Annotated in this window: 15 protein-coding genes; 8 read left to right on the forward strand and 7 right to left on the reverse strand. The window is 62.8% G+C overall.

The window, feature by feature from the left end:
• From WYS_RS02505 to WYS_RS02530, 6 genes are all read left to right on the forward strand, one after another.
• A partial coding sequence (locus WYS_RS02505) for a glycosyltransferase family 4 protein (RefSeq protein WP_019176578.1) occupies nt 1-868 on the forward strand: 868 nt, incomplete at its 5' end.
• Nucleotides 822-1865 carry a DUF1616 domain-containing protein gene (locus WYS_RS02510; protein WP_147654487.1) on the forward strand — a complete coding sequence of 348 codons (1044 nt, stop codon included), beginning with the start codon at nt 822-824 and terminating at the stop codon, nt 1863-1865. The genes WYS_RS02505 and WYS_RS02510, both read left to right, overlap by 47 nt.
• Nucleotides 1865-2065, forward strand: coding sequence for a hypothetical protein (locus WYS_RS02515; RefSeq protein ID WP_019176580.1), 201 nt, complete (start codon nt 1865-1867; stop codon nt 2063-2065). The genes WYS_RS02510 and WYS_RS02515 overlap by 1 nt, the downstream gene beginning before the upstream one ends.
• 4 nt (nt 2066-2069) lie before the next feature.
• Nucleotides 2070-2876 (forward strand): CPBP family intramembrane glutamic endopeptidase, encoded by an 807-nt coding sequence (locus WYS_RS02520; RefSeq protein WP_019176581.1) that lies wholly within the window; start codon nt 2070-2072, stop codon nt 2874-2876.
• 121 nt (nt 2877-2997) lie between these two features.
• The gene (locus WYS_RS14070) at nt 2998-3696 is read left to right on the forward strand and encodes a class I SAM-dependent methyltransferase (RefSeq protein WP_019176582.1); all 699 of its coding nucleotides are present in this window, start codon (nt 2998-3000) and stop codon (nt 3694-3696) included.
• Nucleotides 3693-4718: a glycosyltransferase family 2 protein gene (locus WYS_RS02530; RefSeq protein WP_019176583.1), complete on the forward strand. Its 1026-nt coding sequence runs from the start codon at nt 3693-3695 to the stop codon at nt 4716-4718. Before WYS_RS14070 ends, WYS_RS02530 begins: the two co-directional genes overlap by 4 nt.
• Here WYS_RS02530 and WYS_RS02535 read toward each other — a convergent pair.
• Nucleotides 4708-7296 carry a hypothetical protein gene (locus WYS_RS02535; RefSeq protein ID WP_019176584.1) on the reverse strand — a complete coding sequence of 863 codons (2589 nt, stop codon included), beginning with the start codon at nt 7294-7296 and terminating at the stop codon, nt 4708-4710. The genes WYS_RS02530 and WYS_RS02535 overlap by 11 nt on opposite strands.
• Before the next feature lie 313 nt (nt 7297-7609).
• Complete coding sequence (locus tag WYS_RS02540) at nt 7610-8695, reverse strand: glycosyltransferase family 4 protein (RefSeq protein ID WP_019176585.1); 1086 nt, start codon at nt 8693-8695, stop codon at nt 7610-7612.
• 138 nt (nt 8696-8833) lie between these two features.
• Between WYS_RS02540 and WYS_RS02545 the strand changes: the two genes are divergently transcribed.
• Entirely contained in the window at nt 8834-9499 is a 666-nt protein-coding gene (locus WYS_RS02545; RefSeq protein WP_162137684.1) for a PIG-L deacetylase family protein, read from the forward strand.
• On the opposite strand, the gene WYS_RS02550 is transcribed toward WYS_RS02545, so the two are convergent.
• Complete coding sequence (locus WYS_RS02550) at nt 9496-10536, reverse strand: GNAT family N-acetyltransferase (RefSeq protein ID WP_019176587.1); 1041 nt, start codon at nt 10534-10536, stop codon at nt 9496-9498. The two genes, WYS_RS02545 and WYS_RS02550, sit on opposite strands and share 4 nt — an antisense overlap.
• Nucleotides 10537-10691: 155 nt before the next feature.
• Here WYS_RS02550 and WYS_RS02555 point away from each other — a divergent pair, with 155 nt between their 5' ends.
• Nucleotides 10692-11597: a phosphoribosylaminoimidazolesuccinocarboxamide synthase gene (locus WYS_RS02555; protein WP_019176588.1), complete on the forward strand. Its 906-nt coding sequence runs from the start codon at nt 10692-10694 to the stop codon at nt 11595-11597.
• Between the two features lie 42 nt (nt 11598-11639).
• Here WYS_RS02555 and WYS_RS02560 read toward each other — a convergent pair whose 3' ends face one another.
• From WYS_RS02560 to WYS_RS02575, 4 genes are all read right to left on the reverse strand, one after another.
• Nucleotides 11640-12905, reverse strand: coding sequence for a polysaccharide deacetylase family protein (locus WYS_RS02560; protein ID WP_019176589.1), 1266 nt, complete (start codon nt 12903-12905; stop codon nt 11640-11642).
• 208 nt (nt 12906-13113) lie between these two features.
• Nucleotides 13114-13863 (reverse strand): hypothetical protein, encoded by a 750-nt coding sequence (locus WYS_RS02565; RefSeq protein ID WP_147654490.1) that lies wholly within the window; start codon nt 13861-13863, stop codon nt 13114-13116.
• Nucleotides 13864-13865: 2 nt separating this feature from the next.
• On the reverse strand, nt 13866-14483 hold the full coding sequence (locus WYS_RS02570) for a hypothetical protein (protein WP_019176591.1): 618 nt from the start codon (nt 14481-14483) through the stop codon (nt 13866-13868).
• Between the two features lie 166 nt (nt 14484-14649).
• The gene (locus WYS_RS02575) at nt 14650-15114 is read right to left on the reverse strand and encodes a PH domain-containing protein (protein WP_019176592.1); all 465 of its coding nucleotides are present in this window, start codon (nt 15112-15114) and stop codon (nt 14650-14652) included.
• Nucleotide 15115 lies beyond the last annotated feature (1 nt).

The following is a 15115-nucleotide window of genomic DNA, read 5'->3' on the forward strand; positions in this document are numbered from 1 at the left end:
CCGGCTCCTGGACGTCCCCATGGTGTGGGACAACCACGGCAACATCGTCGACTTCTCCCGCGTCATGGGCAAGTCCCGCTACTGGGTGCTGGGGAACCTGATGATGGAGCGCATGGTGGCCAGGATGGCCGCCACGGTCCTGGTGGTATCGGACAAGGAGGTGCGGTCGTACGCCTCGCTGGGGTTCGATCCGCGCAAGCTGATGGCCCTCCCCACCTGCGCGGACATGGGGGCCGTGAGGGAGAGGTGCGTGTCCCGGGAGCAAGCCAGGGAGAGGCTCGGCATACCGGAGGGCGAGAAGGTGGTCCTGTTCTTCGGGACGCTGAAATACCTGCCGAACCTGGACGCCGCCGAGTACCTGGTGGACGAGATGCTGCCGGAGGTGCGGAGGAAGGTGCCCGGGTCCACGCTGTACATCGCCGGCACCGGGGAGCTGGCTAAGGAGCCCCCTGAGGGGGTCAAGATGCTGGGTTTCGTGCCCGACCTTTATGTATGGATATCGGCCGCCGACGTGTGCGTCGCCCCGATGTGGCGGGGGGTGGGCATACTCACCAAGGTGATCGACATGATGTCGGCCGGAAGGCCCACCGTGGTGAGCCCCCTGGCCCTGGAAGGCATACCGGAGCTGAAGCACGGGATCAACTGCCTGGTGGGCCGCGATCGCGGCCAGTTCGCCGAGGAGGTGACCGCGGTGCTCCGGGACCCCGGGCGGGGCGAGGAGATCGGGCGGAACGGCCGGGAGCTGATAATGTCATCGTACTCGTGGGAAGTGGAGGCCCCCCGCCTGATGGCGCACCTGGGCGCGCTCATGGAGACTGGACGTGCGCAGAACTACCGACAAGTACATGAACGCCCTGCTCCAAAGTGAGAACTCGAACCTCGGGGGGAAGCGTGTGGGAGAAAGAGGGGGGAAGATGCTGGTCGGTCCCGGCAGGCCTTACGACCTGGTCGCGGTCTGCCTCCTGGCGGCCGGGGCGGTCATGTTCTCGCTCTCCAGCCCTGACAATCCCCTCACCTGGACCCTCGGGTTCCTTGCCGTGTTCTTCGCCCCCGGCTATGCCATAATCTCGGCGCTGTTCCCGGGGAACCGCGAGATCCTGGCCCAGAGCTTCGTGACCCGGAGGGAGGAGAGGACCTTCAACATCACCCTTCTGGAGCGGATAGCCCTGTCCTTCGGGATGAGCGCGGTGGTCATGGCCATCGTGGGTACCTTCCTGGCAAGGGTGGTGTCGAGCCTCACTCTCATAATGGTCGCGCTGTCGGTGGTGGCGCTGACCGGCATCATTTCCGCGTACGCGGTGTACCGCCGCAGCGGCCTGCCTCCCGGCGACCAGTTCGCCGTGTTCACTAGGCCGAGGACCGGCGCCTCCGTCAGGCGCGGCGCCTCCCGGGGGGAGATGGGGATCAGCGCCGTGGTGGTGGCGGGGCTGGTCCTGGCCGGCGCCGTGGCCGTCAACGGATATGCCAACGACCCGGGCGATTCCGAGAACTTCTCGGAGTTCTCCATCAGCGGGGCCGACGGCAACCTGCAGCAGCTGCCCCAGCAGGCCTCGCCGGGCCAGTTCATCACCGTGCGGATCACCGTGACATCCCATTACTCCGATGCCCGGGAGATGAGCGTGACCATCAGCGCGGGCTCGCCGGTGAACGGGGACGGGAACAACTTCCAGGCCCCCCCCACCATGGCGGGGGCGCTCGGCCCCCGCACCATAACCTTCACCCTGGGCGCGGGGAACCAGTGGTCCTACCCCATCACGTTCTCGGCCGGGACCGGGCCGATCTACTTCGTTCTTGACGACGGGAACGAGGTCAAGACCCTATGGATGCCCCTGGCCGTGAGCGGCCCCAGCGGAGGAGGGGATTGATGATAGTCCCGCCCCTGGGGCTGGAACTGCCGTTCCCCGCGCTGATGCTGTCCATCGCCTGCGTGGTCGGCCTGCTGCTCGTCGGCACGGCCGCCGCGCGGGGGAGGGGGCGAGGGTACGCCGCCCCCATGGTGTTCTGCTTCCTGGCCCTGGCGCTGATACTGGCGGCCCGGGAGATGTTGTCGGCAGTAAGCTGGTGATCGCTTGGCCACCACGGTCCGGACCCCCATGGCCTCAGGGAGGCCATCCATTTTCCCCCTGGTCCCGGTGATGATCCTGTCCCTCGCCGGCTTCTCGTTCATCTACGTGTTCGTGTCCACCGGGGAGAGCGGGGCGGTGGTCCCGGGATTGGCGCTCCTGCTCATCACCATGTTCGCCGCGGTGGCGGTGTCCTCCGCGTACCGCAGCGAGGCGGTGGCGGCACCGTCGGCGTCAGTGGCCTTGGTCTGCTCCCTCGCCTTGCTGGCCGCCCTGCTGCCCTCCTCCGGCAACGTGTACGCGGACGCGGTGGTGGTGTTCGCCGTGACCGCCGGGGCGGTGACGATCTTCCCGAAAGCCGTCGCCCTGCCCGACCTCGGCTCCCCCCGCCTCCGGGACGCCTCGGTGGCGGTGGTGTTCCTCCTGCCCATCGGCCTGGCCTTCGCCGAGGCGCTGTTCCTGGGGCTGCGGTTCTGGGAGAGCTTCCACCTCGGCGGGGAGCAGTCCCTCTTCTTCATTCCCTTCCTGGCGCTGTGGGGCTTTCTGGAGGAGGCGCTTTTCCGAGGCCTCGTCCAGCGTTCCATGGTCCCCGCGCTCGGCCCCGGCTACGCCATCGCGGCCGCGGCCGTCCTGAACGCCGCGTTCATGCTGTTCTGGGGCTCCCTCATGTTCGCCATATACACGCTGCTGATGGGCCTGGTCATGGGGTACCTGTACCGGCGCACCCGGAGCGTGGTGTACGTGGGAACGGTCCACGCCCTGCAGGACACCTGGCTCATCATAGCGTTCATGGTGCTGGGCATAGGGGCGTGAGCCGCCCCCGGGCAAGGTGAGGATATAAATATTGCTCGGGGGGAGGTGACCGCAAGCGCCCCCTCAGCCATCGTTAGTGCAGGGGGGCTATAAATAATGGCAGAATCTATAAAACACGCTCGTGAACGAGCCTGGGGTCGGCCCGCTAGGCAGGGCCAAGCTGGTATCCGATTGGCTGCCAAGCGGGAAAAGATACCTTGACATCGGATGCTCCGACGGGGAGGTCCTCCACTGGGTGGGCGAACGCTGCGAGCTCGCGGTCGGTCTGGACGTGGACCGCAGGACCATGACCGAGGCGCGGAAGAAGTGCCAGGGCAGCGAGTTCTCCCTGGGAAGCGCCGATCGGCTGCCCTTCGCCGGCTCCACCTTCGACACCGTCAGCATGCTGGATGTTCTGGAGCACGTTCCCGATCCCATCGGCTCCCTGAAGGAAGTGGACAGGGTCCTCAAGCCGGGCGGCCGCCTGATATTGTCGGTCCCGCACCGGGGGGCCTTCGGCTTCGTGGACGCTCAGAGGTCCAGGCTATTCGCGGCGGGCCGGAAGGTGCTGCTGGGCAAGGACGACGAGGTGCTGGACCACAAGCACTACCGGTTCCAGGAGGTAATGGACCTGCTGCCCGGGTACACCGTACTGAGGCGGCACAACGGCGGCTTGCTGGTGTACCCTCTGTGCGGCTATGTCCTGATGTTCACGGACAACATGGGAGGCGGCAGGATATCTGGGTTCATACGCTCGCTGGAAGAGAAGGACTTCGTCAAGGACTACGGCCCCCGGAGCTGGCACATCATGCTGGACCTGCGCAAGGGGGCACCCTCGTGAGCGCACCCTCCACGAGCGTGGTGGTGTGCACCTATAACCGGATCCAGTGGCTGACCAAATGCCTGCGCTCCCTGGAGGCCCAGGACCCCCGCCCCGATGAGATCATCGTGGTGGACGGGCCGTCCACTGACGGCACCAGGGACATGCTGGAGCTCCTTGCTTCCAAGGGCGACCTCAAGCTGGTCCACCAGAAGAAGCTGGACGGCATCTCCTCCGCGCGCAACATGGGGCTGGCGGAAGCTACCGGCGATATCGTCTGCTTCATCGACGACGACGCCATAGCCCAGCCGGGATGGCTCGCCAACGTCATCTCCGGCTACACCGATCCATTGGTCGGCGGGGTGGGCGGTCCGGTATGCTTCTCGGACGGCTCCCCGGCCATGGGTCGGAACGCCGTGTCGCCCGAAGGCCTGTGGTTCGACGAGTCCAGGCGGGAGAGCATTGACGGCCTGTACCCCGTTATGGTGGGCTGCAACATGTCGTTCCGGAGGGTCCCGCTGCAGGAGATGGGAGGCTTCGACCCATACTTCCGGTTCCATCAGGATGAGACCGACGCCTGCCTGGGAATGCTGTTCCGCGGCTACCGCATCGGTTACTCCGAGGGCGCGGTGGTGTGGCACGAATGGTGCGAAGGTTCCTACCGCCAGGACCGCATCCGCTGGTACATCAAGCTCCGGTACCTGTGGGGAAGGAACAATTCGTACCTCGTGAGGAAGCATTTCGGGGACAAGGTCCCTTTCACCAAGTACGCCGGGAACCGCATGACCGGCTTCCTCCAAAAGAGGGTCCCGCGCGGTATCCTGGAGAAGGAGACCACCGGGGGGCATGAAGCGTCCGGCGGGAGCGTCGCCATGCCCAAGTTCTTCGTGCTGGTGGGCGGGGTCTCGGAGGTCTTCGGCCTGATCAAGGGGTGGACCGACAGCGGGCACGTCAGCCCGCGAGCGCCCGGCGGGGCCGCCAGCCACCGCTTGGTGGGGCCGGACCAGCATTTCAGGTACCGGCGGAGAGGGCTCAGGAAGTAGCCGCCCTCACTTGTACTTCCGCCCATGAGGTCCCGTAGCTCCGCTGGAAGGTTACCCACCCCAGGTCGTCGGAGCGCAGCGTGGCCACGACCTCGCCGTCGACGATGACGTCGTAGTCGCGGTCCGCGTCGAGGCCGCCGACCCAGATGCGGGTCTCTCCGCCGGTGGAGGTGGCCCGCATCAGCACGCTGTCGGCGGAGCGGGACACCAGTTCCGCCGAGGCTTCGCCGCCGTCATACTGATAGGCGGCGAGGTCCCCCCGCTTCACGATGGTGCCCGTAGCCTCCGCGCCGATGGTGCCGCGGAAGACCACGGTGCCGTCGGCCCGGTAGATCAGGTCGCCGGTCTGGGTGATCCCCGGCCCCGCCTCGTAGTACCCCGGCCCGGGGAGCACCAGCTCGAAGCTGATGGCGCTCCCGTGCAGGTTGGTCAGCTTGTACTCGCCGAACTCCTCGGTGAAGGATATGGTCGGCGATCCGGAGCCGGTCAGCACCACCATCTGGCGGTCGGTGGTGACGGTCGTTCCCTCCGAGCCCATGTCCAGGGTGGCCACCGGTATGGTGGGGTCCCGGTTCATCGACGCCCCCATGGCCACGAACATGTCGTGGGCCATGATCAGGTTGTGCATCTGCTTGGAGTAGCTGGAGTACGACAGCAGGTCCACCGAGAACCCGTAGCGGGCCGCCCCGAACAGCACGGAGTACACCGCGCCCTGGTCCCGGTCGGCGTCGTAGTTCTGGTACACCACGATGTGGGGGCGGTACTCCTCGGGGATGTTGTTCACGAACAGCATCGTGGATATCGCGGTGTCCCTGAGGCTCATGTTGTAAGTGTCCACCGCCTCCCAGCCCTCGATCACGGCCGCGTCGCTGACCATGGCCAGCTGTATCTGCGGGGTGAAGGAATTGGTGATCACGAAGTCCCAGTGGCCCGAGGCCAGGGACTCCAGCACCAGGTCGATGTACCCGTCGTAGATGAAATCGCCCTTGTCGCTGTAGTCGCTCCGCAGCCTGTTGTTCTCCCCGTACCATGAGTTCATCTCGTCCCAGAACACCCCGCGGGAGGACCACCACCAGTCATTGTAGGCGTCCTGGTTGATGAGGTAGTTCCGGTACGCGGAGCTGGCGGCGCTGGCCACCGCGGTCCCGTCGGAGAGGGAATAGGCGTGGCCGGCGGAGTCGTACAGGCGCCACGCCGTGGGCATGGTCTCGCTGGACGTCGACATCCGCTGGGCGGACTTGTAGTGCCAGTTCACCTGGTCCGGGTTGGTGGACTGGGTCGCCACCAGGATCTCCGAGCTCTCGATCCAGTTCCTCAGCTCGCTGGTCCAGGTCCCGAAGTCGTTGAACATCAGGGGGAACTGCCCGGAGTGGGAGTTGCCGTACTGCTCGGCGATGCTTTCCGAGACCCACTGGGCGTAGCCGGCATCGTGGCCGCGCGGCTCGCCGTCAACGTACTTGTACGGCCGCACGAACATCGACCAGGTCTGCTCCGTCCCCAGGCCGGGGTCCGGGACCACCGACCCGGTGGAGGTGAACTTGAGGGCGAACACGGAGGCGCCTCCGCCGCCATAGTCCTTCATCCATATTGGCGAGTACAGGTACGCCTCGGTCTCGTCGAAGCCCCACTCCACTCCCATGGTACCGCCCGGCACCCTCATGTCGAAGGCCGGGGCGAACATCTGGTAGGCGGGGAACCACCCTCCGATGCCGTTGGAGGCCGGCGTGCTCTCCGGGACCCCCGGTATGTACCGGTGGGGCTGGCCGTCGGCGAACATGTTGTACATGCTGCCGCTCGAGGAGTACAGGCCCACGAAGTAGGTGGCGATCACGTTGGACGTCCCCGGGGTGTAGGTGGCGTCGAGTTCGAAGTAGTCGCGGTAGATCGTGAAGCTCTGCTTGATGCTGAACTGGGGGCACCATTCCAGGAACCATATGGTGTTGCCGTCCTGGCCGTGGTCGGTGATGCTCATGGACACCCAGTTCATGTCGTTGCCGTTCTGGTCGACCGTTCCCTCGCTGGCCGTCTGGGGGTTCACCCTCCGGTAGCGGATCACGTCGTCGCTGAAGTACGGCTTTATCACATAGTCGACATAGCCGTTGTCATTGGTGGCGGTGATGGAGTATTCGTCCGTCGTGATGATGTACGAGCCGCCCGATGTCTCGAGCGCGATGGTGTCCGAGAGAACGCCCAGCTCGAAATCGGTGGCCGGGTCCACCTCCTCTTCCGTATCGCCGTTATCGCCGGTATCGGTGCCGCCGGAGGGGTCCGAGGGATCGCCGTCCCCATTCTGGTCGGGGGCCGTGGGGCCGGTGGGGGAGTTGTTGGAAACAGGGAACGTGGAGTTGTCCACCCCCCCGATTATGGTCCCCTGCTGGGGGACCGGCTGGTCTGTGAGCAGTGCCAGCGGTACCAAGGTACCTATCAGCAGCAGGGGGACCAGAAGGAGCGAGGCCGGCCTCGATAGACGGGCCAGCGTCTTCCTCAGGGCCCTGCGTGCTTTATGGCGGGCCTCGGACGGCGAGGAGCTGTCCTCCCCCCGTCCTGCGTTCGGCTGCTTCGCTGTTCTTCCTTTCAAGAGCGCATCCCATCCCTTCGCGCTTTAGATAGCCGACCCGGCTCCGCCCCTTCGGGGGCGCCCATCCCGGGTCGGAACCCCGCTCTTCGGCTTTCGCCGTCGAGCGGGCAACGGGGCGCTTTGCCCCGTTCCAAAGGCGAGGTTTCCTCCAAGAGAGTTATCCTCGCCTTCGCGGCCCCCTTCCAATTGCACGTTTAAAACCGTTGCCGTTGTGGTATCACCGCTGATTATCTTCACGGACGTCGCTACGGGGGCATGCTGGCCCTACTCCGGCAGGCCTTTACCGGGGGCGGAGAGCAGCCAATATTGCGCATCAGGTCTCGTAGGGGGCCCAATCCTCCTGCCGGGGGCGGGGGCCCTCCCCCTCCGCCACGATGTCCGCGGCCATCCTCCGGTAGTCATTGGCGAAGCGGTCCATGGAGAACCTCTTGGCTATGACCTCCCGGGGGTGGACGGCGGGGCCGTCCAGCACCTCGTCGATGGCGTCGCTGTAGTCCTTGGCGTCGAAGGTGGGCACGATCCTGCCCACCGCCTCCTCGTCGAGGTCCTCGAACACCCCGGTGCGGGAGACGATCACAGGCTTGTCGCAGGCCATGGCCTCCAGGGCGGTGTACCCCACCGATTCGTACCGGGAGGGGAACAGCAGGAAGTCCGCTGCGGCGTAGTGCACCGGCATGTTCTCGTTGGGCACGTTCTTACGGGCGATGCAGTTGCCGTTCATATCCGCCGAGGTCACGCACAGGAAGCGGACGTCGGGGCGCATCGCCGCGACCTTCTTGACCACATCGAACCCTTTGGTATTGTCCGGCCGGCCCACGAATATGCCCAGGGGCCCGTCCCACTTTATGCCCAAGGCCTCTCGTGCCTCATCCTGCCTCATCGGCCGGAAGCGGTCCATGGGAACGCCGTGCTCGATGACCGAGGACCGGACCCCGTAGTGGTCCATCAGCTCTCTTCTGGTCTTGTGGCTCACCGCCACGCACCTCTTCCCGTGCGCGGCCACCATCTCGAAGAAGGGCGAGAAGTACCGGGACGGGATGTAGCCGGGCGTGGACCTCAGGGTCTGCTCCGCCAGCCCTATGAGGGTGAAGTGGAATATGTTGACCATGGGGATGCCCGGCGTCAGCACCGACAGCCACCATCCCGCGATGGAGTTGGATATCACCAGGTCGAAGTCCTCCCTCTTCATGATCTCCCGGAACCTCCTGCCGATGGCCAGCCCCTTGCGCGGCTCCTCCAGGTTCAGGTGGTCCAGGCCGAGGTCCAGACCGGTCCTCCGGGCGTCGGAGTATGTGATCAGGGTCAGGTCCGGGAACACCGTCTTCAGGTGCTCGTCGAACATCTCGGTGCCCCCCCGCACCTCCTCGAACTTGTATAGTGAAAGCAATGCTACTTTCATTGGACGTACCCGCCTCTAGGCGCTTGTGTAAAGTTAATAAGGGTACGCCTTGCCTATTAGTTCCTTGTGGGAGCAGTGGGAGTTCAGAACGCGTCGCTGGAGCTCAGACTTATAATGGAAAAAATGCGGAACCGGTTCATGGTACCGTCCCGTCTGGAGGGCACCGCCTGGAGCCCCAAGGTGATGGACCTGCCGCCGGGAAGGAGGTTCCTGGTGGTCAGCCCGCACCCGGACGATGACGCCATCGGGTGCGGCGGCACCATCATCAAGCTCATCGACTCCGGCGCCGAGGTCAGGGTGCTCTACCTGTCCATCCAGGACGGCGATTTCACCCGGGAGCGCCGCATGGAGGAGATCGAGGCGGCCCTTTCCCACCTCACCGTCACCAACCACCGGCTCCTGGACATGAGCTTTCCTTCGCCCAAGCGGACCGCAGAGGTGATCAACGAGGAGCTGAGCACCTTCAAGCCGGACGCTGTGTTCATGCCGTCGCCCTTCGAGAACCACAACCAGCACTTGCGGGTGTTCGAGTCGTTCGGCTCCGCCTCCAACGGCTGGCACGGCGATGTCATCATGTTCGAGGTATGGGGGACCCTGATACCGAACCTCCTGGTCCCGGTGAACGGGGTCATGGAGCGAAAGGTGGCGGCGGTGCGCCAGCACCACACCCAGGTCAAGGACATCGACTACGTCAGGGTGGTCCAGGGTCTGAACGGGTACCGGGCGGCCACCAGTGGTCTGGAAGGGTACGCCGAGGCGTTCATGTTCATCCCTTCTGGCGACCTGATCAAGATGTTCCATTAGCTGAGGGGCGCCTCTCTCAGCGCGTAGCCGGCACTGCGCAGCAGTCCGCGGTTCACCGTGCGCATGTGGGCCTGCTCCCGGTCCCGGGCGTTGAAGCGGTACTTGTACGCCTCGTCGCCCCTGAGGAGGTCCACCTCCCTCTTGCCCCTGGTGCAGCAGTCCTCGATGATCTTGGACAGCAGTATCGACCCGGGGGAGTTCTTGGCCTGCTGGGGGCCGAAGCCGGAGAGGTAGTACATGTACCGCCCGTCGTCCTCGAACCCCATGGTTATGGCGACCGGCTCCTCCTTGATGGTCAGGGCGTGGAAGACCACCGAGCCCTCCTTGGCCAGCTCACGGGAGGCGCGGTCCACGAAGGACATCATCCCCGGGCCCTTGAGCACGTTGGAGAAGTCCCACCGCTGGTCGCTCAGCTCCTTGAGCACCTTGACCCCGCGCTGCACATCGTCCTTAGTGCGCCAGGCCTGGAAGGTGGCGCCCTCCTCCTGCAGCTTCCTCCAGTACCGCGAGAGATTGCCCCGCATGTTCTTGGAGAGATTCCCGACGTAGGTGCCGTAGTCGCACTGCAGGGGGATGTAGGGGGACGGCTGGTGCGCGATCTCCGCGTACGGGAACGCCGACCGCACCGCTCCGTCGGTCGGTCCTCCCGTCATCATGTCCCGGAGCTCGATGACGTCCCAGTCCGCCTTGGTCTGGATGTAGTCCCAGATCGCCCGGTGCACGTCCTCCCGCCCATCCTTGGCGATGATGCCGCAGCGGTCCGACGGCCCGGAGCCGATGAACTGCAATTTCTTCCAGCGGACCACCTTGCCGCGGGAGGTCACCATCAGGGGGGCGTAGCCCACTGCCCGGCCGTCCTCCAGCACCTTGAGCACGAGCATTCCGCGGTCCTCCCCATACACGTCCCACCAGGCTTTGAGCCACGGCAGCTTCAGGAAGAGCCGGTCCTCCTGGCTGGTGGCCAAAACATCGCTCCACTGTTCCTCCTGTCCTGCCAATCTGGACATGGAGCGTATCTCCTCGACCTCGAGGTTCATTGAAATGAAACTATTGATGGGTTGGGCTTATGAACATTTCTATCGGTCCGTAAAATCTATTATTTTCCAGATATGGGAATCTCGGGGCGGCCAATGGCGACCAAAAGTGATATACCCACCCTACTTGTTACTTTGGAGCAGAGAGTGAGACCCAGATGAAATTGCTCAGAACCGGCAAGGTCAAGCAGGTGTACGAGGTCGACGAGGGGACACTGGAGTTCCTGTTCACGGACAACATCTCGGTGTTCGACAAGAAGATCCCGTCCCAGGTCCCGTTCAAGGGAGAGACCCTCTGCCGGAGCGCGGCGTTCTGGTTCCAAGTGTGCCGCAAGGCCGGCATCCGCACCCACTTCACCGAGCTGGTCCCTCCGAACCGCATGAGGGTGAAGAGGGTCGAGGTCATCGAGGACTACGACAAGATCAACTGTTCCACCACCAACTACCTCATCCCCCTGGAGATAATCTCCCGGCACTATGTGGCCGGCTCGCTGTTCGACCGCATCCGGTCGCGCGAGATCAAGCCGGAGGAACTGGGGTTCTCCCCCAACCACGACGTGAAGTACGGCGAGAAGCTTCCCCAGCCGTTCTACGAGACCACCACCAAGCTGGAGAAGGTGGACCGCCTGCTGACGCGCGAGGAGGCGCTGAAGATCTCCGGCCTCACCGAGGAGGAGATGAACCGCCTGATCGAGATGGTGGCCAAGATCGACGACCTCATCGCCTCGGAGGTCGAGGAGCGCATGCTCATCCACGTGGACGGCAAGAAGGAGTTCGCCTTCGACGACCACCGCCGCCTTATGGTCGTGGACACCTTCGGCACCGCCGATGAGGACCGCTGGTGGGACGAGGACCCCTATGCCAACGGGGAGTGCGTGGAGCTTTCCAAGGAGGCGGTCAGGCAGTACTACCGCGGCTCTGGGTATTACAATGCCCTCACCGCGGCCCGGAAGGCCAAGGGGGCCGAGCCGGACATTCCCGCCCTCCCCGCCGACCAGATCAAGAAGGTCAGCGACCTGTACATCGAGATGTTCGAGAGGATCACCGGGGAAAGCTTCCGGTAACCGGGGTCCGTTCCGCCCCTGGCCTCCGCCGGGGAGGGGCGATCACGACGTGCCGGACGGCAGCTGCCTCCGGGCCTCTTCGGAGATGTACTGGAAGCAGCCCTTCCCGGTCATGTCCCAGGTAATGGTCCCTTCCGCATAGGTCCCGCCGACCACGGTCACGCTCCCGGAGCTGTGGACCGTCCTGTTCTGGTGCCCCGTGAACGTCCCCCCTCCCTGGTAGAACCCTCCGCGTCCCAGCGCGATGTCCACGGGGCCCTGGGAGACCTTGCCGGCGTACCCGGGGGCTATGGTGAACGATCGCGCCGTCAGGTTCCCTGCGTCCAGGTCCCAGGTGCAGTTCTTGGAGCTGGTGGCGTCCCAGATGTAATGGGCCCCTGTTGCCAGGGGAGCGTCGTTGACGATGTCCCCCGTCCCGTTCACCTTGTACCAGTTCTCCTTGGTCGAGGCGAGCTCGTCGCCCCCTCCCCCGTCCCACACGTAGCGCTCTTTCGTCACGGTGGGGAGATGGTCCAGCGTTATGGCCTGGAGGCCGTCCGATCTCTGCCTGGCGACTATGTATTCGACAAGGTCCTGGAGCCTGGTATCCACTACCGAGGTGCCCAGGTACCCGGCCGGAGAAACATCATGGAGCAGGAAGATGACCACCGAGTCGGTGGCGACGGCATGGTCTATCAGCTGCTTGGCGTGCTCCAGGGACTGCGGGGTCACCGAGCCCACAATGGGTATGCCGGGGGAGTAGTCCTGGAGGTTGAGCCCCCTCCGGTCCAGGGGGCCGTATCCGCCCCGCTGCTGGTCATAGACCTCCGCGGCCGCCGCCACATCGGCCTGGTCGTACCTTCCCCAGGGATAGGCGAACGAGGTCGCGTCGATCCCGTTGGCCTGCAGCGCGGCCTTGGACGCGGCGAGCTCGGACATGGCCTGTTCCGGGGACAGTGACAGGAAGTCGGCGTGGCTCTTGGAATGGCTGCCGATCTCCCACCCGTTGGCCTGGAGGTCCCGAAGCTCGGCGGCGTTCATCATCTGGCGGCCCTCGAAGTAGCCGCCGATGGAATCGGTCACGGCGAACACGGTGCCGTTGATGCCGGCAGGGGACATGATCGGATAGCCGTACTGGTAAACGCTCTTGGCCCCGTCATCGAAGGTCAGGAGGACATAGCCGAGCCCGTCGGCCTCGGGGTCCGGCTCTATGTACGGCTCCGGGCCCTGGTCCGCGGCGGGGGTGCTCTCCCGCTCGTTGAACCACGCGTGCATGGTCATCACGCCGCCGGAGGCGGCCACTACCACGGCCACGAGAACGATGATCAATGTCCTCGACGGCCTCGCTCTCCTTATCCTATTCAGAGCATGCTTAAGGGATTCAGAAACCGGCATTCATTTGCATTCTACGTTGGCCCCTGGTTTATACACGTTGTGGCGCCGCCAATAGCCCTCTTGAGTCCTCGTCAGCTCGCGGCTCACGGTTTGCCTTGGGTCAACTGCTTGACCACTCCAATATATTGCTCGAAGTCCGCTCCTAAATGACCGAAGCCTCTACTGCGACCTCACCCGTGATGGTATCCCACACACTCATGCACCTATCTGGATACTCCATGCGGACCCTTTGAGCGAGATTACCTATCTTTGCTGGCGAGTGCCACATGATCGCGTAAATAACACAAGCGTCCTTCAGCAGTTTATCTCCTGCTTGACGGCCGACGATCGATTTCAGCTTCATCTCGAGAAGGATGTGTGGAGGTGGGATCATCACCTGAAAATCATTCATGTCGAGCATGACCCCACAATTCTCATCAAAGATTCTGGATATCAACGGCTCATCGAGCGGGTCGACCTTGAAAATCTGTTTGTGCATTGAATGGATATTGTCTACCATCATGTCGACGAACAGATTGATGATCTCATGACTGGGTTCTCTTTTTGCTTGCTCTTCCGTCAGGACATTACCCGTTTCTCTCTTCATCATCTTGCAATATCGGAAGGACCCATGAGGAGCATATCCATTTTCCCTCAGCACGATCAAAGCTCTGGAAAAGTTGCTGTCCATCAATGCCGCCTCGCCCCAGCTGGGGTCGATATGGAATCCCAAGTCGATGTCTCTAGAACCTAGGTATGGCGAACCATGCTCGTGGGAGTACGACTCATTTACAGTAAGGTATGTTGCCCATCCACCGATCAGAGCAAACGGTTCAGGCAAACCTATAGCTAGATGCCTTAAGGCCATAAGAGCGGTATCTGTCTCTTGACGGTCGTAAATCTGTTTTGTCATGATCATACTTCCTTATATTCTCTTTCCACGAGTAGGTCCGCCGCCTCCGCACATTCTGCCCCATTCCTGTACAGGTCAACGATGAGCTGCTGTATCGAGACCACTGGCTTGTTCTCGACCATGCTCTGCTCAAAGAACACATGCGGATCGGCCAGGATGATCTGTACATTCCCCCTCCCAACATAGCCATTGGCCGATAGGTGCGAATGCCAAGCGGCCGCATCCTCCTGCCGGATATAGATCTCCCTGTATCGGGGGAATAGATAGTGCCCGACCAGGTTCTCAGCATAGTATCCCGTGTATGCGAAATATAACGATGTTTGCTCCAGCACATCGTCCGGGTTCTGGATATGGTATTCTCTAAAGACCCTGAGGTCATTTCGATCGGCCCATCTAGAGAACATGCCTTTTGGATCAATTACGCGGTATCTCTCGATCAAACCCGCTTCTTCGAGCTCTGCTAGATTCTTGTATGCCCAGCCATAGCTGGTCCCAGCTTCCTTTGCCACACGGTACCAAGTAGGATTTGGTGTCTTTTTGCTTAACAGGACTCTGTAAATCCTTTCTACCTTATCGCCGTACATGGTCTTGGGATCATGGTGGGCAGGCTCTCTTATCATCTGTATATCTCATTTAGTTTATGATATTTAACAATGACGGATATATCTCATTTTGTAGGTGATATTTTAATCAGACGGACATTCTCAATCTAGAATACATACGCGTAGTCCAAAGCCGTATTTCGAAAACCAATGTGCCAGCCTCATGATGTGGCGAGGACGTTACTTAGATTGCCATTGGCAATCGAGGAGACACGCTCCGTTGGGCGATTCGCGAGTTCAGCTCCTCCACGAACCTGTCACGTTCGGCCGGCGTGAAGGAGATGCGTCTTTTATGTCGCCCCTCCCGATAGTGGATCTCCACGAACTTGAGCGATGTGGCGGCGGTCTTGACAAAGGTCTCTGTCCATCTGACCGGGCCGGCGGATATGATGTTCTCGTACGGGATGCTGGCATCGTTCATGTAGGACCGGACATGGACCGCCTCTTCTCCCAGCTCGTAGCGGCCGTAGATGTAGTTGGGCAGCAGGACGATGACGGTGACAACAGCGACACCGATCCCGATGATGTACATGACCAGGTTGGCGGGCCAGCCGGAGGACAGGCCAAGGCCGATAAAGATGGCCGCTATGGCTACGAACCCCACCGTTTCCGCGTGGAACCACTGGTCCCTCTGCTGACCGAAGACCATT

Source organism: Methanomassiliicoccus luminyensis B10, assembly GCF_000308215.1.
Classification (GTDB): domain Archaea; phylum Thermoplasmatota; class Thermoplasmata; order Methanomassiliicoccales; family Methanomassiliicoccaceae; genus Methanomassiliicoccus; species Methanomassiliicoccus luminyensis.